Source organism: Streptomyces sp. NPDC048462, assembly GCF_043200175.1.
Lineage (GTDB): Bacteria > Actinomycetota > Actinomycetes > Streptomycetales > Streptomycetaceae > Streptomyces.
The window spans coordinates 1-22352 of the sequence record NZ_JBICXG010000026.1 but is presented as its reverse complement, the minus strand read 5'-3'; the positions used below and the strand labels follow the sequence as shown (position 1 = coordinate 22352).

At 70.3% G+C, this 22352-nt stretch carries 22 protein-coding genes; 12 read left to right on the top strand and 10 right to left on the bottom strand.

The features are described from left to right. Positions 1-62 precede the first annotated feature (62 nt). The 3 genes from ACGFU6_RS31525 to ACGFU6_RS31515 are packed head-to-tail and all read left to right on the top strand — an operon-like array spanning position 63 to position 3447. Positions 63-1055 carry a carbohydrate ABC transporter permease gene (locus tag ACGFU6_RS31525; protein ID WP_393615903.1) on the top strand — a complete coding sequence of 331 codons (993 nt, stop codon included), beginning with the start codon at positions 63-65 and terminating at the stop codon, positions 1053-1055. Next, positions 1052-1882: a carbohydrate ABC transporter permease gene (locus ACGFU6_RS31520; protein ID WP_393615901.1), complete on the top strand. Its 831-nt coding sequence runs from the start codon at positions 1052-1054 to the stop codon at positions 1880-1882. The genes ACGFU6_RS31525 and ACGFU6_RS31520 overlap by 4 nt, the downstream gene beginning before the upstream one ends. 8 nt (positions 1883-1890) lie before the next feature. Next, the gene (locus ACGFU6_RS31515; protein WP_393615899.1) at positions 1891-3447 is read left to right on the top strand and encodes a glycoside hydrolase family 3 protein; all 1557 of its coding nucleotides are present in this window, start codon (positions 1891-1893) and stop codon (positions 3445-3447) included. 280 nt (positions 3448-3727) lie between these two features. Here ACGFU6_RS31515 and nagB read toward each other — a convergent pair whose 3' ends face one another. Continuing rightward, positions 3728-4513: a glucosamine-6-phosphate deaminase gene (gene nagB, locus ACGFU6_RS31510; protein ID WP_393615897.1), complete on the bottom strand. Its 786-nt coding sequence runs from the start codon at positions 4511-4513 to the stop codon at positions 3728-3730. A gap of 227 nt (positions 4514-4740) precedes the next feature. Between nagB and ACGFU6_RS31505 the strand changes: the two genes are divergently transcribed. Together ACGFU6_RS31505 and ACGFU6_RS31500 are read left to right on the top strand one after the other, a co-directional pair. Then, positions 4741-5811, top strand: coding sequence for an SIS domain-containing protein (locus tag ACGFU6_RS31505; protein ID WP_393615895.1), 1071 nt, complete (start codon positions 4741-4743; stop codon positions 5809-5811). Positions 5812-6164: 353 nt separating this feature from the next. Next, positions 6165-7631 (top strand): sensor histidine kinase, encoded by a 1467-nt coding sequence (locus tag ACGFU6_RS31500; RefSeq protein ID WP_393616003.1) that lies wholly within the window; start codon positions 6165-6167, stop codon positions 7629-7631. A gap of 214 nt (positions 7632-7845) precedes the next feature. On the opposite strand, the gene ACGFU6_RS31495 is transcribed toward ACGFU6_RS31500, so the two are convergent. Both ACGFU6_RS31495 and ACGFU6_RS31490 read right to left on the bottom strand, forming a co-directional pair. Then, positions 7846-8103, bottom strand: a complete 258-nt coding sequence (locus tag ACGFU6_RS31495) for a WhiB family transcriptional regulator (RefSeq protein WP_003953983.1) — start codon at positions 8101-8103, stop codon at positions 7846-7848. Positions 8104-8422: 319 nt separating this feature from the next. Beyond that, on the bottom strand, positions 8423-9391 hold the full coding sequence (locus ACGFU6_RS31490; RefSeq protein WP_393615893.1) for a diacylglycerol/lipid kinase family protein: 969 nt from the start codon (positions 9389-9391) through the stop codon (positions 8423-8425). A gap of 235 nt (positions 9392-9626) precedes the next feature. On the opposite strand from ACGFU6_RS31490, the gene ACGFU6_RS31485 reads away from it, so the two are divergent. After that, positions 9627-10016 (top strand): hypothetical protein, encoded by a 390-nt coding sequence (locus ACGFU6_RS31485; protein ID WP_393616001.1) that lies wholly within the window; start codon positions 9627-9629, stop codon positions 10014-10016. A 63-nt stretch (positions 10017-10079) separates the two neighbouring features. Here ACGFU6_RS31485 and ACGFU6_RS31480 read toward each other — a convergent pair whose 3' ends face one another. From ACGFU6_RS31480 to ACGFU6_RS31470, 3 genes are all read right to left on the bottom strand, one after another. Further along, the gene (locus ACGFU6_RS31480; protein WP_393615891.1) at positions 10080-11060 is read right to left on the bottom strand and encodes an RNA polymerase sigma factor SigF; all 981 of its coding nucleotides are present in this window, start codon (positions 11058-11060) and stop codon (positions 10080-10082) included. Then, a complete protein-coding gene (locus ACGFU6_RS31475; RefSeq protein WP_014048265.1) occupies positions 11057-11470 on the bottom strand; it encodes an anti-sigma regulatory factor in 414 nt (137 codons plus the stop codon). The genes ACGFU6_RS31480 and ACGFU6_RS31475 overlap by 4 nt, the downstream gene beginning before the upstream one ends. 232 nt (positions 11471-11702) lie before the next feature. Beyond that, the gene (locus ACGFU6_RS31470; RefSeq protein WP_123523641.1) at positions 11703-11963 is read right to left on the bottom strand and encodes a UBP-type zinc finger domain-containing protein; all 261 of its coding nucleotides are present in this window, start codon (positions 11961-11963) and stop codon (positions 11703-11705) included. A 35-nt stretch (positions 11964-11998) separates the two neighbouring features. Here ACGFU6_RS31470 and ACGFU6_RS31465 point away from each other — a divergent pair, with 35 nt between their 5' ends. Then, the gene (locus ACGFU6_RS31465; protein ID WP_393615889.1) at positions 11999-13594 is read left to right on the top strand and encodes a Na+/H+ antiporter; all 1596 of its coding nucleotides are present in this window, start codon (positions 11999-12001) and stop codon (positions 13592-13594) included. Here ACGFU6_RS31465 and ACGFU6_RS31460 read toward each other — a convergent pair. From ACGFU6_RS31460 to ACGFU6_RS31445, 4 genes are all read right to left on the bottom strand, one after another. Then, positions 13573-14529, bottom strand: a complete 957-nt coding sequence (locus ACGFU6_RS31460; RefSeq protein WP_393615887.1) for a 1-aminocyclopropane-1-carboxylate deaminase/D-cysteine desulfhydrase — start codon at positions 14527-14529, stop codon at positions 13573-13575. The two genes, ACGFU6_RS31465 and ACGFU6_RS31460, sit on opposite strands and share 22 nt — an antisense overlap. 40 nt (positions 14530-14569) lie before the next feature. Next, the gene (locus ACGFU6_RS31455; protein ID WP_393615886.1) at positions 14570-15160 is read right to left on the bottom strand and encodes an N-acetylmuramoyl-L-alanine amidase; all 591 of its coding nucleotides are present in this window, start codon (positions 15158-15160) and stop codon (positions 14570-14572) included. A gap of 150 nt (positions 15161-15310) precedes the next feature. Next, positions 15311-16507 (bottom strand): globin domain-containing protein, encoded by a 1197-nt coding sequence (locus tag ACGFU6_RS31450; RefSeq protein WP_393615884.1) that lies wholly within the window; start codon positions 16505-16507, stop codon positions 15311-15313. Positions 16508-16612: 105 nt separating this feature from the next. Next, complete coding sequence (locus tag ACGFU6_RS31445; protein WP_393615883.1) at positions 16613-17062, bottom strand: RrF2 family transcriptional regulator; 450 nt, start codon at positions 17060-17062, stop codon at positions 16613-16615. 175 nt (positions 17063-17237) lie between these two features. Between ACGFU6_RS31445 and ACGFU6_RS31440 the strand changes: the two genes are divergently transcribed. From ACGFU6_RS31440 to ACGFU6_RS31420, 5 genes are all read left to right on the top strand, one after another. Next, entirely contained in the window at positions 17238-18644 is a 1407-nt protein-coding gene (locus tag ACGFU6_RS31440; protein ID WP_393615881.1) for a family 2B encapsulin nanocompartment shell protein, read from the top strand. Between the two features lie 231 nt (positions 18645-18875). After that, positions 18876-19919, top strand: a complete 1044-nt coding sequence (locus tag ACGFU6_RS31435; RefSeq protein ID WP_393615879.1) for a family 2 encapsulin nanocompartment cargo protein polyprenyl transferase — start codon at positions 18876-18878, stop codon at positions 19917-19919. A gap of 96 nt (positions 19920-20015) precedes the next feature. After that, positions 20016-20684: a DUF6304 family protein gene (locus ACGFU6_RS31430; RefSeq protein ID WP_393615877.1), complete on the top strand. Its 669-nt coding sequence runs from the start codon at positions 20016-20018 to the stop codon at positions 20682-20684. Between the two features lie 167 nt (positions 20685-20851). After that, positions 20852-21835, top strand: coding sequence for a DUF1648 domain-containing protein (locus tag ACGFU6_RS31425; RefSeq protein WP_393615875.1), 984 nt, complete (start codon positions 20852-20854; stop codon positions 21833-21835). A gap of 2 nt (positions 21836-21837) precedes the next feature. Continuing rightward, the gene (locus ACGFU6_RS31420) at positions 21838-22194 is read left to right on the top strand and encodes a GntR family transcriptional regulator (protein WP_123523631.1); all 357 of its coding nucleotides are present in this window, start codon (positions 21838-21840) and stop codon (positions 22192-22194) included. Positions 22195-22352 lie beyond the last annotated feature (158 nt).

The window sequence follows — 22352 nt, the reverse complement described above, 5'->3', positions numbered from 1 at the left end:
CCACCCGCCGCCCCGGCTGTACGCACCGTTCCTGTAGGGCTCTGTTGGAAGTGATGACGAGCATGGCAGTAGAGACCAATCCGTCGGACGTGGCTAAGACAGCCGCAGGCGGGGGCCACGGCGGGCAGCCACCCGCCGGACCGGGCGGCAAACCCGGGCGGAAGCTGGGCGCGGGGACAGCGGCCTATCTGCTGCTCGTACCAGCGCTCGCCGTGACGGCGCTCCTCCTCGGCTATCCCCTGGTGAAGAACGGCATGCTGTCGTTCCAGAACCTCAATATGGGGCAGCTGATCCGGCACGCCACCGAATGGAACGGGTTCAAGAACTACAAGGAGATCCTCGGTGGTGAGGACTTCTGGCGCGTCACCGTCCGCACCATCGTCTTCACCAGCATCAACGTCGCGCTGATCATGCTGCTCGGCACGCTGGTCGGACTGCTGCTCGCACGCCTCGGCAAGAGAATGCGGCTGACGCTGCTGCTGGGCCTCGTGCTCGCCTGGGCCATGCCCGTCGTCGCGGCGTCCACGGTCTACCAGTGGCTCTTCGCCTCGCGGTTCGGCATCGTGAACTACGTACTCGACAAAATCGGCTTCCACTCCATGGCCGAGTACAACTGGACCGGCTCGCAGCTCTCCACCTTCTTCGTGGTCGGGCTGCTGATCGTCTGGGGGTCGGTCCCCTTCGTGGCGATCAACCTCTACGCCGCCACCACGACGATCCCCAAGGAACTGTACGAAGCCGCCTCGCTCGACGGAGCCGGCAGCTGGAAGAGCTTCACCTCGGTGACGTTCCCGTTCATCCGGCCCTTCCTCTACGCCACGACCTTCCTTGAGGTCATCTGGGTGTTCAAGGCGTTCCCGCAGCTCTTCACCATCAACGAGGGCGGTCCCAACCGCCTCACCGAGACGCTGCCCATCTACGCCTTCGTCGAAGGGGTCGGAAACCAGCACTACGGCATGGGCGCCGCGATCTCACTGCTCACCATCCTGATCATGCTGGGGCTGACCTCGTACTACCTCCGCATCGTTCTCAAGCAAGAGGAGGACGAGCTGTGAAGCGCTCACTGCTCAGCCGCATCTGGCCCAACGCAGCGGCGATCTTCCTCTTCGCCGTCTTCGTCTTCCCCGTCTACTGGATGTTCAGCACGGCGTTCAAGCCGACCGGCGACATCATCACGGAGACGCCGGTCTGGTTCCCGACCGACGTCACGTTCGACCACTTCAAGACGGCGTACCACGCACCGGACTTCTTCACGCTGGTCAGGAACTCACTGACCGTCACCGTGCTCGCGGTCGTCTTCTCGCTCATCATCGCGCTCTTCGCGTCGTTCGCCCTGGCGCGGATGCGGTTCAAGGGCCGCAAGAGCATGATCCTGGTCTTCATGATCGCGCAGATGGCCCCGTGGGAAGTCATGGTCATCGCGATCTACATGCTGGTCCGCGACGCGGACATGCTCAACAGCCTGGTCCCGCTGACCCTCTTCTACATGGTCATGGTGCTGCCCTTCACGATCCTGACGCTGCGCGGCTACGTCGCCGCCGTGCCCAAGGAGCTGGAGGAGTCCGCCATGGTCGACGGGTGCAGCCGCCCGCAGGCCTTCATCAAGGTGATCCTGCCGCTGCTCGCCCCCGGTCTGATGGCGACCTCGCTCTTCGGCTTCATCACGGCGTGGAACGAGTTCCCGCTCGTGCTCATCCTCAACAAGGAGCCCGAGTCCAAGACGCTGCCGCTCTGGCTCTCCCAGTTCCAGAGTCAGTTCGGCGACGACTGGGGCGCCACCATGGCGGCGGCCTCGATCTTCGCGATCCCGATCCTGATCCTCTTCGTCTTCCTGCAGCGTAAGGCCGTCAGCGGTCTCACCGACGGTGCCGTGAAGGGATAACGCACCCCATGACCACCCTCGTATCCACCACGGACACCGTCACCCGCGACGCCCTCGCCGTCCTGCAGCCGGGGTTCACCGGCACCACGGCACCGGACTGGCTGCTGCGCCGGATCGGCGAAGGCCTCTCCTCCGTCGGGCTGTTCGGCCGCAACATCGAGACGCCCGGACAGCTCACCGCGCTCACCGCCCAGCTCCGCGCCGAACGCGATGACGTACTCGTCGCGATCGACGAGGAGGGCGGGGACGTCACCAGGCTGGAGGTGCGCCACGGCTCGTCCTTCCCCGGCAACCTGGCGCTCGGCTCCGTCGACGACACCGCGCTGACCCGCGCCGTCGCCCAGGAGCTGGGCCGCCGGCTCGCCGCGTGCGGCGTCAACCTCAACTGGGCGCCGTCCGCGGACGTGAACTCCAATCCCGGCAACCCGGTCATCGGGGTGCGGTCCTTCGGCGCCGAACCCCAGCTGGTCGCCCGGCACACCGCCGCGTACATCGAGGGCCTCCAGGCCGCCGGCGTCGCCGCCTGTACCAAGCACTTCCCGGGGCACGGCGACACAGCGGTCGACTCGCACCACGCGCTGCCGCGCATCGACGTGGACCTGGAAACCCTGCACGCGCGTGAACTGGTGCCCTTCCGGGCGGCGATCGCGGCGGGTTCCAAATCCGTGATGAGCGCGCACATCCTGCTTCCCGCGCTCGACCCGCACCGCCCGGCGACCCTCAGCCCGCAGATCCTCACCGGTCTGCTGCGCGAGGAGCTGGGCTACGACGGACTCATCGTCACCGACGCCGTGGAGATGCAGGCCATCGCCTCGACGTACGGGATCGAGCGAGGCTCGGTCCTCGCGATCGCGGCGGGCGCCGACGCGCTCTGTGTCGGCGGCGGCCTCGACGACGACAGCACGGTGCTCCGGCTGCGCGACGCGCTGGTCGAGGCGGTCCGTGCCGGTGAACTGCCCGAGGAGCGGCTGGCCGACGCCGCCGCCCGGGTACGGGCCCTCGCGTCCTGGACGCGACGGGCCGGGGGGGCTGTCCCGGAGCCGGGCGCGGCGGTGCAGGAGGGGACCGCGCCCGGCACCGGGGGCAGCACGCGCATCAGCTCCGACATCGGCCTGGTCGCGGCCCGCCGAGCCGTCGTGGTGACGGGCCCGGCCGAACCGCTGACCGGTCCGGCCTACGTCGCCGCGCTCACCCCGGTCGCGAACATCGCGGTGGGGGACGAGACGCCCTGGGGCGTCGCCGCCGAACTGGCCCGGCTGGTGCCGGGCACCGGGACGGACACCTACGGCAGCGAGCACGAGGCACTCGCGGCCGAGGTGCTGCGGGCCGCGGGGGAGCGGCGCATCGTCGCGGTCGTCCGCGACGCGCACCGCCACCCGTGGATGACGGAGGCCCTCGACGCGCTGCTGGCGGCGCGTGCGGACACGATCGTGGTCGAGATGGGCGTACCCCAGGCCGAACCGAGGGGAGCCTTCTACATCGCCACCCACGGAGCCGCCCGCGTCTGCGGCCTGGCAGCGGCAGAGAAGATCGCGTCAACGCAATCCACCCCGTCGGCCGATTGAGACCACTCCGGGCGCCGGGCACTTCAAGCCCGTCCGGCGATTGAGGACGACACCTCCCACCGGACGAGCAGGCCCGAAATCCGAGCCGGGCCGAAAATCAAGCAGGCCCGAAATCCCAGCCCGTCCGGCGATTGAGGACATGCCCTCGCGCCGGACGAGCAGGGCCGAAAATCAAGCCCGTCCGGCGATTGAGGACAAGGCGTCCACCACGACGCACCCGTACAGACGTGAGGGGCCGGACACCACCAGGTGCCCGGCCCCTCGCGCGTACCGCGAAGTACTAAATACCCTGCCACAGCGGCTTCGCCGCATACGTGGCGCGGAAGTAGTCCGCCAGCTTCAGCTTCGACGCCGCCGCCTCGTCGACCACGATCGTCGCGTGCGGATGCATCTGCAGCGCCGACGCGGGCACCACCGAGGCGACCGGACCCTCGACCGTCGCCGCCACGGCATCGGCCTTGCCCTCGCCCGTCGCGAGCAGGATCGGGTGGCGGGACTCCAGGATCGTGCCGATGCCCTGGGTGATCACGTGGTGCGGCACCTGCGTGATGTCGTTGTCGAAGAAGCGCGCGTTGTCGACCCGGGTCTGCTCGGTCAGCGTCTTGATCCGGGTGCGGGAGGCGAGCGAGGAGCACGGCTCGTTGAAGCCGATGTGCCCGTCGGTGCCGATGCCGAGGAGCTGGAGGTCCACCCCGCCGGCCTCGGCGAGCGCCTTGTCGTACGCCTCGCAGGCGGCCTGGACGTCCTCGGCGGAGCCGTCGGGACCCATGAAGGAGGCTTCGGAGAGCCCGAGCGGCTCGACGACCTCGCGCAGGACCACGGAGCGGTACGACTCCGGGTGGCCCGTCGGCAGCCCGACGTACTCGTCGAGCTGGCAGATGCGGGCGCGCGAGGCGTCCACGGCACCGGAGCGGACCTTGTCCGCGAGTGCCTGGTAGATGGGCAGCGGGGTCGAGCCGGTGGCAACGCCGAGAACGGCGTCGGGCTTACGGCTCAGCAGGGCGCCGATGGCCCCCGCGATCAGTTCGCCGCCTGCCTTGGCGTCCGGGACGATGACAACTTCCACGCGGGGCCTGCCGATCTGGAGTGAATCATGTGGTATAGACCAATCAAAGTCCTAATCTAGCAGACCCGGCGCACGCGGACGATGCCCCCGGGCGCTCGCCGGGTGAACCCCTTGTGCGCCGTGCGCAATCCCGCCGGGTGCCCACCGCTGGCGGCCCCTCGGTGCCCCGTGTTCGACTTGGACCGGCTCCGGCCGACGCATCGGCACATCCCCGGGAGGCACCAGACATGTCCGTCACGTACCCGGCAGACGAGGGCGAACTCCCCGGCCGGATCATGTCCGGAGAGATGGCCGAGCAGCCCGGGATGCTCCGCCGCATCCTCGCCGAGGGAGCCCCCGCCATCCGGGCGGTCGCCTCCGAGGTCGCGGCGCGCAGGCCCCGCTTCGTCCTGCTCACCGCCCGTGGCACGTCGGACAACGCCGCGCTCTACGCGAAGTACCTGATCGAGATCACCCTCGGGCTGCCCTGCGGTCTGGCCTCGATGTCCACCACCACCGCGTACGGCGCGAAGCCGGATCTGAGGGACGTCCTGGTCATCACCGTCAGCCAGTCCGGCGGCTCGCCCGACCTGGTCGCGTCCACCAAGGCCGCCCGGGAGGCCGGCGCGGTGACACTGGCGGTGACCAACAACCCGGACTCGCCGCTGGCCGCCGTCTCCGAGTACCACATCGACATCCTGGCGGGCCCGGAGAAGGCCCTGCCGGCCACCAAGACGTACACCGCCTCGCTGCTGTCCCTGTACCTGTTCGTGGAGGGGCTGCGCGGCGGCGACGGCGCGGCGGCCGCGATCCTGCCGGAGCTGGCCGAGGCGGTCCTGGCCCGCAAGGACGAGGTCAAGGCCCTGGCGTCGCGCTACCGCTTTGCCGAGCGCATGGTCATCACCTCGCGCGGTTACGGCTATCCCACGGCCAAGGAAGCCGCCCTGAAGCTGATGGAGACGAGTTACATCCCCGCCCTCTCCTACTCCGGCGCCGACCTGCTGCACGGCCCGCTCGCCATGGTCGACAACATCTCCCCGGTGATCGCGGTGGTCACCGACGGCCGGGGCGGCGAGGCCCTCCAGCCGGTGCTCGACCGGCTCCGCGGGCGCGGCGCCGACCTCTTCGTGGTCGGCCCGAAGGCCCAGGTGCAGGCGGCGTCGGCGGGGTTCGTGCTGCCGACGGCCGGAGTCGCGGAGGAGGTCCAGCCGATCCTGGAGATCCTGCCGCTGCAGATGCTGGCGTACGAGGTGACGATCGCCCGGGGCCAGGACCCGGACGCCCCGCGCGCGCTGGCGAAGGTCACCGAAACGCGCTGAGCGCGCCCCCGGAAACACCCGCGGGCCACGGCGCCGGGCCGGGACCCTCAGCCCGACCAGCACCGCAGCCCGGAGTAAGACCGCCCGAAGGGCGGTCAGCCAGGCCGGCGGTGTGCGGTGCCCCCGGCCCGGGAGAGGTACCGGCGCAGTCAGGGCAGAGAGCGCGGGTACCTCGTTCCGCTCTCCTGTGCGGGGAGAGCGGAGGCTCTGTCTCCTGCATTGTGGACTAGACCATTCATGCCTGTCCATCCATGGGGCACGGTAATTTCCGGCCCTTCTTACCGCACGTGCGGCCGGGCCGTCCGGTTCGGTACCTGCGCACATCCACAGGTACGCTCACACGCGTGCCCTCCATGAACGACCTCGTCCGCCAGCACACCGCCCTGAGTGACACCGACCTCGAGTGGCTCCATCTGCTGGTCTCGGAGTGGCAGCTGCTCTCCGACCTCTCCTTCGCCGACCTGGTGCTCTGGGTCCCCACCCGCGACGGCACCCGCTACGTGTCCGTCGCCCAGATGCGGCCCAACACCGGCCCCACCTCCTACCAGGACGACATGGTCGGCCACCTGGTGCCGCGCGGCCGCCGTCCGCTGCTCGACGCGGCGCTGGACGAGGGCCGGATCGTGCGCGAGGGCGACCCGGAGTGGCGCGAAGAGGTTCCCGTACGGGTCGAGTCGATCCCCGTACGCCGGGAGGGCCGGGTGCTGGGCGTGATCGCGCGCAACACCAACCTCCTCACCGTCCGTACCCCGTCCAGGCTGGAACTCACCTACCTCCAGTCCGCGTCCGACCTGGCCCAGATGATCGCCGCCGGGTCCTTCCCGTTCCCCGGCCAGCAGGTCGACATGGACGCCTCGCCGCGGGTCGGTGACGGCCTGGTACGGCTCGACGCCGACGGCGTCGTCCAGTACGCCAGCCCCAACGGCCTCTCCGCCTACCACCGTCTCGGCCTCGCCTCCGACCTCGTCGGCCAGCACCTCGGCGGGATCACCGCCGAACTGGCGCCCTCCCGGGGGCCGGTGGACGAGGCCCTGGTCAAACTGGCCAGTGGCTATGCGCCCCGTGAGTTCGAGGTCGAGTGCACGGGTGGGGTGATCCAGCTCCGGGCGATCCCGCTCAAGCCCAAGGGGGTGCGGATCGGCTCCCTGGTGCTGCTGCGCGACGTCACGGAACTGCGCCGCCGCGAGCGTGAGTTGATCACCAAGGACGCCACCATCCGGGAGATCCACCACCGGGTGAAGAACAACCTCCAGACGGTGGCTGCCCTGTTGCGGCTGCAGTCCCGCCGGATGGACTCCGAGCAGGGCCGCGAGGCGCTCAACGAGGCGGTTCGGCGCGTCGGTTCGATCGCCATCGTTCATGAGACGCTGTCCCAGAATCTGGACGAGCGGGTGGAGTTCGACGAGATCGCGGACCGGGTCATCGCCATGGTCGCGGAGATCTCACCGGGCAAGGTCACCTGCCGCCGGACCGGGCGCTTCGGCATCCTCGACGCGGAAGTGGCCACTCCGCTGGCGATGGTCCTCACCGAGGTGCTGCAGAACGCGCTGGAGCACGCCTTCGGTGTCGCCGAGTCCGGCACCGTCGAGGTCTCCGCGGTACGGGGCGGTTCGCCCACGGAGACGCGGCTGCTGATCACGGTCCAGGACGACGGCTGCGGGCTGCCCGAGGGATTCGACCCGCAGCGCACCGGAAATCTGGGGCTCCAGATCGTGCGGACGCTGGTGGAGGGCGAGTTGAGCGGGACGTTCGGCATGGTGCCGGCGCCCGAGCGCGGCACCCAGGTCATCCTCGACATCCCGGTCAGCGCCGACAAGTAAGCGGCACTCCCGCCGGCAAGCAGCGGCAACCCCTTCAGGGCGAGCGGCACAGCGCTCGGGGCGAGCGGCACAGCAGAGAGCCCGGACCGTTGGTGAACGGTCCGGGCTCTCTGGTCAAGCATGCGCTTCGGGGGTACTGCGCGCTGCGACTCGGGGGGCGGGGTGATGCGTACACTCCGTACGCGCCGCCTGGCTGAGGTTCGTAGCGGTGGCGTCAGGCGCTGGCGTTGCGCGCCCGGTTGCGAGCGGCGCGGCGCTTCATTGCGCGGCGCTCGTCCTCGCTGAGGCCACCCCAGACGCCGGAGTCCTGGCCGGACTCGAGCGCCCACTGCAGGCACTGCTCCATGACGGGGCAGCGACGGCAGACGGCCTTGGCTTCCTCGATCTGCAGCAGCGCAGGACCGGTGTTGCCGATGGGGAAGAACAGCTCCGGGTCTTCCTCACGACAAACGGCGTTGTGACGCCAGTCCATGGCTGCTACCTCTCCTTGGTATACGTACTGTGGCTTGTGAATGTGAACGCTTTCACGAATCCCCCCGCAGCTGTCGGGCCGACGCCCAGATGAACTGGATGTGGTCCTGTTTAAGTGAGGAGGGGTTCTGGCTCTCAGTGGAGGCCGTTGTTGCGGGCCGTCCCGATCGCCATGTAGAGATTCGCAAACCTCGGCGGCGGATACAACCCCTTCAGGAAAGTTTTTTTTGATTCCTCGGTGTCGGCTAGGTCACAGCCGTACTTCTAGAGGGTGGAAGCCAGTCCAAACGTTCGAGTCAAAGGACTTTGGTCCCTTCCACTCACACAATCACACGCAGTGCACGGCGTACGCCTGTGAACGTCACACTTGTGCGCACCCCCAGGTGGTCACCGTCCATCTGGAAGGGCAGTGGCGCCTTTGAATGCAAGGTGAAGTCTGTGAGGTCATGCAGTGAAACCGCGTGCTTACCGTGTGGACCCTTCTCGGGACTCGAAGTGAGCAGCTGGGTCGCGTAGCGGGTGACCGCAGCCGTCGACAGCCGCTGCAGGCCGAGGACGTCCAGGGCGGTGTCGAACGAGGCCTTCGGGGAGGCGTACATCGGGCGATTCCCCAGGTAGGTCCAGGGTGCCGTGTTGCAGATTATGGAGAGCGCGAGATCGGTGACCGGCTCGTGTCCGGGAACCTCCAGCGTGATCATTCCCTGCCGCCGGTGCGGTTCCTCGAGGAATTGACGCAGCACCTGGCGGACGTACAGCGCATGGGTCGAACGCTTTCCCTGTTCCCGTCGCTGTTCGACCCGGCCGATGACTCCGGCGTCGAATCCGAGGCCGGCGCAGAAGGTGAACCAGCGTTCGGGTACGGATTCGTCCTCCGTGCCCGGGGTGCCGGCCGCCAGGCCGAGGCCGACGGTGCGCTCCGTGCGGTTTGCCAGTGCGTCCAGGATGGCGCCGGTCGCCTCCACCGCGTCGTTGGGCAAGCCGAGGGCGCGCGCGAAGACATTGGTGGAGCCACCCGGGACGACGGCGAGTTTCGGCAGGTTGTCGATGTCGGGGCCCTTGTGCAGCAGGCCGTTCACGACCTCGTTGACCGTGCCGTCACCGCCGAGTGCCACCACGAGATCGATGTCGTCGCTGTCGGCGGCCTGACGCCCCAGATCGCGGGCGTGCCCGCGGTACTCGGTGGTCACGGCCTCCAGCTTCATCTCGCTGGCCAGTGCGTGGATGAGCACATCACGGGTGCGTGCACTGGTGGTGGTAGCAGCTGGATTGACCACAAGAAGTGCGCGCATGACCGCCAGACTACCTACCGCGGGATACAGGCCTGAATTCCTGCCCGTTGACCCTCACGCAGGGTGACGGCCCGGGCGCGGTGGGCCGATCGCGACGGCATCTTTCCGGTGGATCCGTGACCCCGGCTTCGCTTCGGCGGCTCCGGGGTGCCAACCTGCATGGGTGAGTACTCAGCAGAACGCGCCCTCGTCGATGCCTCTGGCCGAGCCGCCGAAGCCGGCCAGGATCACGCTCGTGGCCGGACTCAACGCCCTGGAGGGCGCGGCCCTCGTCATCGGCGGGATCTACATGCTGGTCATGGGGCTGCTCGGCCGTCCCGAGAGCCCGCAGCAGGCCGAAATGGGCGGTCTGACGCTGATCGCCCTCGGGCTGATCCCGCTGTTCGCCGCCCGTGGGCTGCTGCTGCGGCGCAGCTGGAGCCGCGGCCCCGCCCTCATCACCCAGATCATCGCGCTGCCGGTGGCGTGGACGCTGCTGCGGTCCCAGGGCGTGCTGATCCCGGCCGGGATCGTCCTGGCGGCGGTGTCGCTGACGGCGCTGTACCAGCTGGCGAGGCCGACGACGATCGTCGCGCTGGGCATCCGGCGGCCGGGCGCGGAGCCCGACACGGACCCGGACGCCTGACGCGTACGGGTGAACCGGGGTGCGGGCGGCCGCCGGTCTCCCGGGGCCGCGCACACCGTCCGGCTACTCCTCGACGAGCAGCCGCTCGCGCAGCTGGGCCAGGGTGCGGGCCAGCAGCCGTGAGACATGCATCTGCGAGATGCCGACCTCCTGCGCGATCTGCGACTGGGTCATGTTGCCGAAGAACCGGAGCAGCAGAATCCGCTTCTCTCGCGGTGGCAGGTCCTCCAGCAGCGGCTTGAGCGACTCGCGGTACTCGACGCCCTCCAGCGCCTCGTCCTCCGAGCCGAGTGTGTCCGCGACCGCGGGGGACTCGTCGTCGGTGTCCGGCACGTCCAGGGAGAGCGTGCTGTAGGCATTGGCCGATTCCAGCCCCTCCAGCACCTCCTCCTCGGAGATGCCGAGCCGCTCCGCCAGCTCGTGCACCGTGGGTGAGCGGCCGTGCTGCTGGGAGAGCTCCGCGGTCGCCGTGGTCAGCGAGAGCCGCAGCTCCTGGAGGCGGCGCGGCACCCGCACCGCCCAGCCCTTGTCACGGAAATGGCGTTTGATCTCACCGACGACCGTGGGCGTGGCGTACGTCGAGAACTCGACACCCCGCTCCGGATCGAACCGGTCCACCGACTTGATCAGGCCGATCGTGGCGACCTGGGTCAGATCGTCCAGCGGCTCGCCCCGGTTGCGGAAACGCCGGGCCAGATGCTCCACGAGCGGCAGATGCATCCGCACCAGCCGATTGCGCAGCTCGGCCTTCTCGGGCGAGCCCTCGGGGAGCTTGCCCAGCTCGATGAACAACGCCCGCGCCGCGCTGCGGTCGTTCGGATCGTGGTGCCTGTGCTCGCTCATCTGGCCTGCCCGCTCCGCCTGCGACTGCTCCACCGCGACCGTACGGCCAGCGGGCCCGTCCGCCCCGTCCACCGCACGAGGCAGGTCGGCCTCGTCCACCGGATGAGTCATGGCCTGCTGCTCCGGGATGCCTGCCGCGTGCACCACCCCTGGTCGGATCGTCTCGTCCCGCACAGGACCGTCCCCGTTCCCGTTGCTCACGCCGGCCCGGGTCCCGCGCCGCGCTGTTTGTACAGGCTGATGCTGACCGTCCGGTCGTCGGCGACCGTGGAGTCGACCTTGCCCGCCAGTGCGGAGAGCACCGTCCAGGCGAAGGTGTCACGCTCCGGGGCCCGCCCGTCCGTCGTGGGGGCCGATACCGTCACCTCGAGAGAATCGTCGATGAGACGGAAGACGCAGCTGAGGACGGAACCGGGCACGGCCTGCTGAAGCAGGATCGCGCAGGCCTCGTCGACCGCGATGCGAAGATCCTCGATCTCGTCGAGAGTGAAGTCCAAGCGCGCTGCGAGACCGGCCGTGGCCGTACGCAGCACCGACAGGTAGGCACCCGCAGCGGGCAGTCGGACCTCTACGAAGTCCTGATTCCCGGGCTCGCCTGCGATCTGGGACACCCTCACCTCCAAGGTGGCACAAACTCATTCGAGGATCCGGGAAGAGTGCCCCGGAGCCATGCGGTACGTCTTCGGTTCTTGGTCCGGCGACGCTATCGCGATCCATGATGCCGTGTCGCCAAGACCCCGTCCCATGACTGTCACTCATGGTAAGCCCATGAGTACACACAGTGGCTAGAGGTCTGCGGCGGTCAATTACGAACAACAGGCGCCGGTTTGACGTACCCAGACGTCAGACGATCGAACCGTGCTCGAAGCACCAACGCCAGCTTTCGCCGGGTTCGAAGCTCCGCATCACCGGATGACCGGTCTCCTTGAAGTGCCCTGTGGCGTGCTGCATCGGTGAGGAATCGCAGCAGCCGACGTGGCCGCAGACCAGGCAGAGCCGCAACTGCACGGGGTGGGTGCCCGCTGCCCGGCATTCGGGACAGGTCTCGCCGAGGGGTGCGGGCTCGGGGCGCGGCAGATCTGATACGTGCGGGCACTCACTCATGATTGCCAGGTTACGACGGATGCGAGGACCCTGAGATGGACGCGTTGCCACTGGTGGCACTGGTCGCGGCGAGTGCGGCGATGGCGGGGCTGGCCCGCCGCACTCCGGTACCGGCCCCGCTGCTGCTGGTGGCCATGGGGCTCATCGGCAGCTACGTGCCGGGAGTGCCGACCTACACCCTGGACGCGCACATCGTGCTGCCGCTCCTGCTGCCGCCGCTGCTCTACACCGCCGCCGTCGACAGCTCCTACCTCGACCTGCGGGCCAATCTGCGCCCGGTCGCGCTGCTCTCTGTCGGCTACGTGCTGTTCGCGACCGTCGCGGTCGGCTGGCTGGCATACCGGCTGGTGCCCGATCTGCCGCTCACCGCCGCGCTGGTGCTGGGCGCCGTGATCGCCCCGCCGGACGCGGTCACGGCCGCCGCCATCGCCCGCCGGGTCGGCCTGCCCGCCAGGGTCACGACCATCCTCCAGGGCGAGTCCCTGGTGAACGACGCCACCGCGATCACCGCGTACAAGGTGGCCCTCGCGGCGGCCGTGGGCGAGGGAATGAGCTGGGGCGCCGGGATCGGGGAGTTCTTCCTCGCGTCGGTCGGCGGTGTCGCGGCCGGGCTGGTGCTCATGGTGCCGCTGCACTGGCTGCGCACCCACCTGAAGGAGCCCCTGCTCCAGAACACCCTGTCGCTCCTGATCCCCTTCGTGGCGTACGCGGCGGCCGAGCGGGTGCACGCCTCCGGAGTGCTCGCCGTGGTCGTCGTCGCGCTCTACCTGGGCCACCGTTCCTGGCAGGTCGACTTCGCCACCAGGCTCCAGGAGGCGGCCGTCTGGAAGATGGTCGCCTTCATCCTGGAGTCCGCCGTCTTCGCGCTGATCGGCCTCCAGCTGCCCTTCGTACTGAAGGGGCTCGGTACGTACGCCGTCGCGGACGCGCTCTGGTACGCGGTGGCGGTGTTCCTGGCGGTCGTCGTGGTCCGCTTCATCTGGGTCTACCCGGCGACCTATCTGCCCCGGCTGTCGAGGCGGATCAGGGACCGGGAGCCCGGGACCGACTGGACCGCGCCGCTCATCGTCGGCTGGGCCGGGATGCGCGGGGTCGTCTCGCTCGCCATCGCGTTCTCCATCCCGATGGTCACGGCCGACGGCGCGGACTTCCCGGCCCGCAACCTGGTCCTCTTCCTGACGTTCACCACGGTCATCGGCACCCTGGTCATCCAGGGGCTCACGCTGCCCCTCCTGGTGCGCGTGCTGCGGCTCCCGGGGCGCGACCGGCAGGCCGAGACCCTCGCGGAGGCGCAGGCGCAGAGCGAGGCGTCCACGGCCGCCGAGGCGCGCCTGGAGGAGCTGCTCGGCGACGAGCGCAACCGGCTGCCCCAGCCGCTCACCGACCGGCTGCGCACCGTGCTGGAGCGGCGCCGCAACGCCGTGTGGGAGCGGCTCGGGGCGTCGAACCCGGTGACGGGGGAGTCGGCGGACGACACCTACCGGCGGCTGGCCGGCGAGATGATCGAGGCCGAGCGCGAGGTCTTCGTGCGGCTGCGGGACGAGCGGGGCATCGACGACGAGATGATGCGGACCCTGCTCAGGCGCCTCGACCTGGAGGAGGCGGCGGCCTACCGGGAGGAGTCGGACTGAGGGGCGCCGGACGGTTCGGCGGGGTCCGGGCGCCCGGTGATCACGGCGGCGACCGCACTCCCGGCGGGGAACGCGCCCTCCCCGGCCAGCGTCGTGAGCGCGTGGAGGAGTTTGGCCACATAGAGCCGTTCGACCGGCAGCCCGTGCCGGTCCTCGAAGTCGTCCGCGAAGGCGTGCAGGGCGGGGGTGGTGCGGGCGTAGCCGCCGAAGTGGAAGCGTTCGTCCAGGGACCAGTCGCCGGCCGGTCCGCCGAACGCCTCCTGCTGGAGGCCGCGTACCGCGTCGCCCAGGAAGCCGCCGCGCAGTACGGGGACGCCCAGCGCGCGCTGGCCCGGTGCGAGACCGGCGGCGAGGCCGGCCAGGGTGCCACCGGTGCCGCAGGCCACCGCGGCCACGTCGGCCCGCCCGCGCAGCTCGTGCCCGAGCTCTGTGCAGCCCTGTGCGGCCAGGGCGTTGCTGCCGCCCTCCGGGATGACCTCGCACTCCCCGTGGGCGCTCAGCAGCCCGGCCAGGACCTCTGGATCGGCCTTGGCGCGGTACGTCCGGCGGTCCACGAAGTGCAGCCGCATGCCGTCGGCGGCGCACCGCGCCAGCGTGGGGTTGAGCGGCCGGTGGGCCAGCTCGTCGCCGCGGACGACGCCGACCGTACGGAAGCCCAGCAGCCGTCCGGCGGCGGCCGTGGCCCGCAGGTGGTTGGAGTACGCCCCGCCGAACGTCAGCACGGGACGTCCGGCGGCGGCGAGCAGGTTGGGGGCGAGCTTGCGCCATTTGTTGCCCGGCAGATCCGGGTGGATCAGGTCGTCGCGCTTGAGCAGCAGCCGTACGCCGTACCGCCCGAAGCGGTCGTCCTCGACCGGCAGCAGGGGTGACGGAAGTACCGGCCGCAGCCGGGAGAGGCCGGACGGACCGGGGGGACCGGGTGGTGTGGCGGGCATGTCCCCATTGTGGACGGGCCGCGGTCCCGGAGGCAGGCGGCTACTTCATGCGGGCGTTGATCCGGGCCCGCATGTCGGCCATCGTGAAGCCGCGGGGGTCCACCTTGCCCGGTTGCCACTCCAGGTGCCCGATGACCGACTTGGAGGTCCAGCCGTGATGACGGCAGACCGCGGCCGCGGCCTTCTCGATGGCTTCGAGCTGGACGTCGGGCCAGGGGTCCTTGCCGTCGCCGAGGTTCTCGCACTCGAAGCCGTAGAAGTGCCGGTTCCCGTCGGTGTTGGTCTCGTTGTCCGGCGGCAGGCCCTTCTCCGCGACGACGGCGCGCAGCACGTCGTCGTCGCCGAGGCCGGCGTGATTGGCGCGGCCGTAGCCGACCAGGTGGACGCGGCCGTCCTTGGCGATGACGCCGTGGCACAGCGGCCCCGGCAGGTCGCTGTGGCCGTCGCGGCAGAGCCGGACGGTGGCGTCGGTGCCCTTGGTGACGGTGTGGTGGATCATCACGCCGTTGACCGGGCCCCAGTCGCCCTGCTGGTTGCGGTTGTGGGTTCGCCAGTCGCCTACCTGCACGACGGTGAGTCCCTCGTTCTTCAGGGCGGCGAGGAAGGTGCTCGCGGACATGGGTGAGGACATGGCCGACTCCTTTTGCGCGTGGGGGAGAGATGCCCGTACAGCGCTTGTACCCGGCGAACCGGGCCCCGAGCCAGTCATGGGCTGATCACGGGGTTCTGTTCGGGCGGTGTGCGAGCCGATCCGGTCAATTCCGCGAGCGCCGGACCCGGTTCAGTCCTTGGTGAGCCACAGGTCGGGGCCGAACACCTCGTAGTGGATGTCGGCGGCGGGGACGCCCTTGGCGAGCAGCTGGGTGCGCACCGACCGCATGAAGGGCAGCGGGCCGCAGAGGTAGGCGTGGGTGCCGGAGGCGATGGCCAGGCCCGTCAGGTCGACCAGGCCCGTGCGGTTCGCGGGGTGGCCCGGCCCGGGGTTCTCGTACCAGAAGTGTGCCGAGGCGTCCGGGAGTTCGCCGGTGAGCACGGTGTGATCGCTGCGCAGGGCGTGGTCGTCGGGGGAGCGGTCGCCGTGCACGACGGTGACCGGGCCGCGGTGCCCGCCGCTCACCAGGTGCTCCAGCACCGAGAGCATCGGGGTGCATCCGATGCCCGCGGAGGCGAGCAGGAGCGGGGCCTGGGCCGACTTCAGCACGAGGTCGCCGTACGGGGCCGAGACCTGGAGCCGGCCGCCCGGCCGGACCCGCTCGTGGAGCCGGCGCGAGACCTCGCCGTCCGGGGTGCCCTCGCCGCGCACCCGCTTGACGGTGATGGCGCGGAGCGGGGAGCCGGGGGCCGAGGAGAGGCTGTACTGGCGTATCTGGCGTGCGCCGTCCGGGAGCTCGCACCGCACCGAGACGTACTGGCCGGGCTGGAAGCCGGGGGCGGGCGACCCGTCGGCGGGGCGGAGCCCGAAGGTGGCGACGTCCGGGGTCTCCTCGGTCCGGGAAACCACCTCCCAGTCCCGCCAGACGTCACCGGCGAGTACGCCCCGCCGCGCGTACAGCCGCTCCTCGATGGCTATGAGCGCGTTGGCCATCAGCCAGTAGACCTCGTCCCAGGCGGCGGCGACCTGCGGGGTCACCGCGTCGCCGAGCACCTCCGCGATGGCGGCGAACAGGTGGGTGTGTACGACGTCGTACTGGGCGGCCGTGACGCCGAGCGAGGCGTGCTTGTGCGCGATGCGGCCGAGCATGACGTCGGGGCGGGTGTCCGGGTGCTCGACCAGCTGGGTCGCGAAGGCGGCGATGGAGCCGGCGAGCGCCTGGCGCTGCGCGCCCGAGGCCTGGTTGCCCCGGTTGAAGAGGTCGCGCAAGAGCTCGGGGTGGGCGTCGAACAGCTTGCGGTAGAAGAGGTCCGCGATGTCTCCGATGGCCGCGCCGACTGCGGGGAGGGTGGCGCGGACGGTGACGGTCGACGGCTCGGAGAGCATCGTGACTCCTCGTGTTTGAATTGGTATCCGAGATGCATATTCACGGGTTCACCGGATTCGGGTGAGAGGGCCGGCCCTCTCACCCGGAGTGGGTGCGGGTGCGGTTCAGTCGCCGGGCGGCCGGCCGCTGCTGATGCCGATCAGGAGCGGCCCGGTGGGGGAGGCGACGAGCTCCGCGACGGTGAGCGGGTCGAGCGTGGCGTAGAAGGCCTCCGTCGCGTCACGCAGGGCGCCGCGCAGCCGGCACGCCGACCGCAGCGGGCACGGTGTGGCGCCCTCGCACTCGACGACGTCGCCGGGGCCCTCCAGTTCGCGGACGAGCCCGCCGACCGAGGCGGTCCGGGCGCCCGCGGCGAGGGCGAGTCCGCCGCCCCGGCCCCGTCGCGCCTCGACCAGGCCGAGGTGCTGGAGGCGGGCCACGACCTTGGCGGCGTGGGAGTACGGCACCCGCATGGCCGTTGCCACCTCGCGGGTGGTCGGCGGTTCTTCGTTCTCCATGACGGCGAGGCGCATGAGTACGCGCAGTGACACGTCGGTGAATCTCGTCAGCCGCATGAGCGTCACCGTAGATAATTGGTATCTGGGATGCAAATTAACTGCTCGTCGGGCATCGCGCAGCGTTGTGCCCAGCCCAAAGCCCGATTAGTCACACTCTTTTGTGTAATGGCGCGCCGGGTCACGTGCTGAAAGGCTTCTTCTGCAGGTCAGCCGATGATCGAGAGGACGTCAGATGTCCGTTGGTGAAGAGGTTCAGAACGTGCAGGTGCCGCCGCAGCAGAGTCTTGGCACGGCAGCCGCACGGAACCTCGCGACGACCACCAAGTCCGCCCCGCAGATGCAGGAGATCACCTCGCGGTGGCTGCTGAAGATGCTCCCGTGGGTCCAGGTGCAGGGCGGCACATACCGGGTGAACCGAAGGCTGAGCTACTCGGTCGGCGACGGCCGGGTGACCTTCGTACAGACCGGTGACCGGGTGGCGGTCATCCCCGCCGAGCTCGGTGAACTCCCGGCCCTGCGGGACTTCGGGGACGAGGAGGCGCTCGCGGAGCTGGCCCGGAGGTGCGAGCAGCGTGACATTCCCGCCGGCCAGCTCCTGGCCACGGCCGGTGACGCGGCGGACCGGGTCTTCCTGCTGGCGCACGGCAAGGTCGAGAAGATCGGCACCGGTCCCTACGGGGACGAGACGGTGCTCGGAGTGCATGCCGACGGGGCCTACTTCGGTGACCACTCCCTCATCGAGGGCGACGCCCTCTGGGAGTACACGGCCCGCGCCGTCACCGACTGCACCGTACTGACGCTGCAGCGGGCTGACGTGTTCAACCTCGCGGAGCGGTCCGACTCGCTGCGCGAGCATCTCGCCGGACTGCTGGCCATCCCGCAGCAGCGCACCAACAAGTACGGCGAGGCGGCGATCGACCTGTCCGCGGGGCATGTCGGGGAGGCCCTCGTTCCGCACACGTACGTCGACTACGACGCCGCGCCGCGCGAGTACGAGCTGAGCGTCGCGCAGACCGTGCTGAAGGTCCACAGCCGGGTCGCCGACCTCTACAACCAGCCGATGAACCAGACCGAGCAGCAGTTGCGGCTCACGGTCGAGGCGCTGCGCGAGCGCCAGGAGCACGAGCTGATCAACAACCGCGAGTTCGGCCTGCTCAACAACTGCGACTACGACCAGCGGCTCCAGCCCCACGACGGCGTGCCCGGCCCGGACGACATGGACGAACTGCTGTCCCGCCGCCGCGGATCGAAGCTCTTCCTGGCCCACCCGCGGGCCATCGCCGCCTTCGGCCGGGAGTGCAGCAAGCGCGGCCTGGTCCCGGAGAGCGTGGACGTCGGCGGTCACCGCATGGCGGCCTGGCGCGGAGTGCCGATCTTCCCGTCGAACAAGATCCCGGTCAGCGACGCCCGCACCACCTCGATCATCTGCATGAGGACCGGCGAGTCCGAGCAGGGAGTCGTCGGGCTCCAGCAGACGGGCATTCCCGACGAGATCGAGCCCAGCCTGTCGGTCCGGTTCATGGGGATCGACGAGCAGGCGATCATCTCCTACCTGGTGACGGCCTACTACTCGGCGGCCGTACTGGTCCCGGACGCCCTCGGTGTCCTGGAGAACGTCGAAGTGAGCCGCTGGCGTTAGGGCCTGTCGTCCAACTGCCGTCTGCCGCGCGGCGCCATGCGCGGCCGCCCTCCGGGCGACGACGGCAGTTCGACGACAGCCCCTGGGGCGTGTCCGGGCGGGGCCGGCGCCACCGGCCGGCCCCGCCCCGAACGCGCCGCAGTCCGCGGCACACACAGCAACCACCCACGTCCCGGCCCGGGGCGACAGCGACCGGGCCGGGACGGCAACGACCGGGGTGACCGATTGACCATGACCCGTACCGACGCCGCGACCGAGGGCAACGAGGCCGCGGCTCTGCTGGAGTACACCCGAGCCCTCGTCGACCCCCATCTGCGGGCGGCGGTCGACTCGCTGCCCGGATCGATCCGGCGCGTCGTCATGTACCACTTCGGCTGGCAGCACGCCGACGGAAGCCCGGCCGACGGCGGTGCGGGCAAGGCGATCAGACCCGCGCTCGTGCTGGCCGCCACCCGGGCGCTCGGGGGCGACCCCAGGGACGCCGTGCGGGCGGCCGTCGCCGTGGAGCTGGCCCACAACTTCACCCTGCTGCACGACGACGTCATCGACGAGGACCGGACCCGCCGTCACCGCGCCACGGCGTGGACGGTGTTCGGCATCCCGGACGCCGTCATCGCGGGTGACGCCGTGCTGGCCCTCGCCCAGCGGCTGCTCGCCGAGGACGCCCGAGCGGTGTCGCCGCGCGCCTCGGCCCGGCTCTCGACCTGCATCATCGAACTGTGTGCCGGTCAGCAGGCCGACTGCGCCTTCGAGGAAAGAGGCCCGGAGGAGGTCTCGTTGGACGAGTGCCTCACCATGGCGACGGCCAAAACGGGTGCCCTGCTCGGCTGCGCCTGCGCACTGGGTGCGCTCTACGCGGGCGCCGACGAGCGTGCCGTCGGCGCGATGGACGGTTTCGGCCGGGAGGCGGGGCTGGCCTTCCAGCTCATCGACGACCTCATTGGCATCTGGGGCGACCCGGCCCAGACCGGGAAGCCGGTCGGGGCCGATCTCGCCGCCCACAAGAAGTCGCTGCCCGTGGTCGCCGCGCTCACCTCCGGCACGGCGGCGGCCACGGAGCTGGCCGCGCTCTACCGAGGTGCGATGAACACCGCAGGCGAGGTGAGCCGCGCGTCCGACGCCGTCGACAGGGCCGGCGGCCGCGACTGGGCGCAGAGCTGCGCCGCGGACCGGATGGCGCGCGCCGTGCACCACCTTTCCCGCGCGGTGCCCGATCTGTCCGCGGCGGGCGATCTCCTGGCCCTGGCGGAGTTCGTCACCCGCCGGACCCACTGAGCGGGAGGGAATGATCGGCCGAGGTCACAGGCCTCGTACGGGGAAGTGGAGGGCGGCAGGAGGGAGTGTCCGAGGCACGGGCTACAGTCCCTGCCCATGACAGATGAGTCGTGGGCAGGGTGGTACCGGGACCGGCAGGGATCCGATGCCGTCATCCTCACCACCGACGGACAGCAACTCCGCCTCCGTATCCGGGGAGTGGACTTCGAGGGCGAGAGCTTCGACGGGCTGCGCCCCGCGGCGGGCACGCCGGACCAGGGCGAGGTGTTCGCCCTGGCGGACGGTGTGCTCAACGACTGCGTCCTGGAATGGGACCTGCCGTTCCCGGTCACCGCGGACGGGGTGCCCCAGCAGGCGCGGCTCAGCTGCCTGTTGTCCCTGCGCAGGCCGGACCCGTACCTCTACCTGGAGCTGCAGTTCGGCGGAGCGGGCTTCCGGTCCCACCGGGCCGAGAGCGACTTCGGCTCCGCGCTCGCCACCATCCAGCGGGTCCTTCCGCCCGGGGTCCGGCTCCAGACCTGTATCGCCTGCGCCTTCTCGGACTACTTCCCGGCCCCCGAACGGGGTCTCTCCGGTGGACTCGCCTGCTTCCGGGGTGCCAAGGAGGAGTACCGGGGAGCGGACGGCCGGGGCGATGTCCTCGACCTCTGGGACCGGCGCAGCGGATTCGTCCAGGAGACCTGGAGCTGCCCGGAGTTCGAGCCGAGGCCGACGGCCGGCGCGGGCACCGGACACCGCGGAGCGTTCCCCCTCGAACTGGCCTGACCGCCTGACCGCCTGACCGCCTGATCCGCAGGGCGGCTGACCGCACATACCGCTCAGCGCCCGTACCCGACCGTCACCGAGCCCGCCTGACAGCGCGTCACCGTCAGGCGGGCTCCGCATTGCCCCACCTCCATTGTTCTACTAGCATGCAAACAATGGAGGTTTCTATGAACCGTCGAAACGCTGGCCGCGTGAGCCTCGCCGCGCTGCCGTTCGCACTCGCCCTGGCCGCCGACCTCATCATCTTCGCCACCCGTCGTGACCGGCTTCCCGCGCGGCTGGCCAGCCACTTCGTGGGCAACGGAGAGGTGGACGACCATGCGAGCCAGGGGGCGTACATCGCCGTCGTCGTGGTGCTGTTCGCCGGGATCGGGGCCCTGTGGGCCCTGATGGCGGTCGCGGGAAGGTTCACCGGCTCCGCGTACCGGAGGACCGTCGCCAGTGGCTATGCCGTCGCCGGCGGCCTCGGCTACCTGATGGCGGTCACCCTGCTCATCAACGTGGACGCCGCCAAGGACGCGCAGGGCCGGGCCCAGGGCGTCTCGTTCCCGATGTGGCACATGGCCGTTGCCCTGGGAGTCGCCGCGCTCGCCTTCGGGCTCGGGCTGCTGCTTGCCGCGCTCCTCCCGCCGGAAGAGGCCCCGGCCGGCCGCGGACCGGCCGGTGGCGGTGAACGGATCGCGCTGGCCGACGGTGAGATCGCGGGGTGGGCGCGCAACGCCGCGGCCTGGTGGCTGCCGGCGGTCCCGCTCGCCGTGTGCGCGGGCGGCATCGCCCTGCTGCTCACCGCCGGCTGGATCGCGGCGGTTCCGGCTCTCGTGGCGGGTGTGCTCCTCGCGGTCTTCGCCCGTCCGTACGTCATGGTGGACCGGCGTGGCATCACGGTCTCCGGAGTGCTGCCGTGGCCCCGGATACGGGTCCCGCTGGACCGGATCGAGGCGGCGAGCAGCCGTAGGATCAACCCGCTGGCCGAATACGGCGGCTGGGGCTACCGGATCCGCCCCGGGCGTACCGGAGTCATGACGCGGTCCGGAGAGGGAATCGTGGCGCAACTGGCGGGCGGACGGTCCTTCGCGGTGACCGTCCAGGATTCGGCGACCGCCGCAGCACTTCTCAACACCCTGATCGATCAGCGTCGAACGGAAAAATGACCATGCTTTTCCGGGTCGATCCCACCTCCACCGTGCCGCTCGGTGACCAGATCGCGGCCTGCGTGCGCCGTGCCGTCGCCGACGGGACGGTGGCCCCCGGCGAGCGGCTGCCCGCCGCCCGGGTCCTCGCCGAATCGCTGGGCGTCAATGTGCACACGGCGCTGCGCGGCTACCAGCGGCTCCGCGAGGAAGGGCTCATCGAACTGCGCCGGGGGCGCGGCGCGATGGTCGCCGCGGGCGTCTCCCCGCACCGTGCCCGGCTGCTGGAGCGGGTGCGCGAGGTCGTCGGTGACGCCCGTGAGCTCGGGATGACGGAGGACGAGCTGCTGGCCCTCGTACGTGCCGAACTCAACGGGTGATCCGTGCCGGACTCAACGGGTGATGCTTACCGGACTGCACGGGTGAGGGGCCACCCCCGTCCTGCGGATGCTGTTGGCGAATGCCCCTTCGTCGTGACGTCGGCCTGATCCATCTCGTTGGTGGGTCAGGCCGACGTTGTGTTTGGGGTGGGCAGATG

What these genes read in the sequence shown, in the direction of transcription:
- ACGFU6_RS31455 (WP_393615886.1), bottom strand. Translation starts at nt 15,160, where the DNA reads ATGTCCTCACCCATGTCCGCGAGCACCTTCCTCGCCGCCCTGAAGAAC.
- ACGFU6_RS31490 (WP_393615893.1), bottom strand. Translation starts at nt 9,391, where the DNA reads ATGCGCGCACTTCTTGTGGTCAATCCAGCTGCTACCACCACCAGTGCA.
- ACGFU6_RS31425 (WP_393615875.1), top strand. Translation starts at nt 20,852, where the DNA reads ATGAACCGTCGAAACGCTGGCCGCGTGAGCCTCGCCGCGCTGCCGTTC.
- ACGFU6_RS31515 (WP_393615899.1), top strand. Translation starts at nt 1,891, where the DNA reads ATGACCACCCTCGTATCCACCACGGACACCGTCACCCGCGACGCCCTC.
- ACGFU6_RS31525 (WP_393615903.1), top strand. Translation starts at nt 63, where the DNA reads ATGGCAGTAGAGACCAATCCGTCGGACGTGGCTAAGACAGCCGCAGGC.
- ACGFU6_RS31470 (WP_123523641.1), bottom strand. Translation starts at nt 11,963, where the DNA reads ATGAGTGAGTGCCCGCACGTATCAGATCTGCCGCGCCCCGAGCCCGCA.
- ACGFU6_RS31505 (WP_393615895.1), top strand. Translation starts at nt 4,741, where the DNA reads ATGTCCGTCACGTACCCGGCAGACGAGGGCGAACTCCCCGGCCGGATC.
- ACGFU6_RS31460 (WP_393615887.1), bottom strand. Translation starts at nt 14,529, where the DNA reads ATGCCCGCCACACCACCCGGTCCCCCCGGTCCGTCCGGCCTCTCCCGG.
- ACGFU6_RS31420 (WP_123523631.1), top strand. Translation starts at nt 21,838, where the DNA reads ATGCTTTTCCGGGTCGATCCCACCTCCACCGTGCCGCTCGGTGACCAG.
- ACGFU6_RS31495 (WP_003953983.1), bottom strand. Translation starts at nt 8,103, where the DNA reads ATGGACTGGCGTCACAACGCCGTTTGTCGTGAGGAAGACCCGGAGCTG.
- ACGFU6_RS31435 (WP_393615879.1), top strand. Translation starts at nt 18,876, where the DNA reads ATGACCCGTACCGACGCCGCGACCGAGGGCAACGAGGCCGCGGCTCTG.
- ACGFU6_RS31440 (WP_393615881.1), top strand. Translation starts at nt 17,238, where the DNA reads ATGTCCGTTGGTGAAGAGGTTCAGAACGTGCAGGTGCCGCCGCAGCAG.
- ACGFU6_RS31445 (WP_393615883.1), bottom strand. Translation starts at nt 17,062, where the DNA reads ATGCGGCTGACGAGATTCACCGACGTGTCACTGCGCGTACTCATGCGC.
- ACGFU6_RS31430 (WP_393615877.1), top strand. Translation starts at nt 20,016, where the DNA reads ATGACAGATGAGTCGTGGGCAGGGTGGTACCGGGACCGGCAGGGATCC.
- ACGFU6_RS31500 (WP_393616003.1), top strand. Translation starts at nt 6,165, where the DNA reads ATGAACGACCTCGTCCGCCAGCACACCGCCCTGAGTGACACCGACCTC.
- ACGFU6_RS31465 (WP_393615889.1), top strand. Translation starts at nt 11,999, where the DNA reads ATGGACGCGTTGCCACTGGTGGCACTGGTCGCGGCGAGTGCGGCGATG.
- ACGFU6_RS31450 (WP_393615884.1), bottom strand. Translation starts at nt 16,507, where the DNA reads ATGCTCTCCGAGCCGTCGACCGTCACCGTCCGCGCCACCCTCCCCGCA.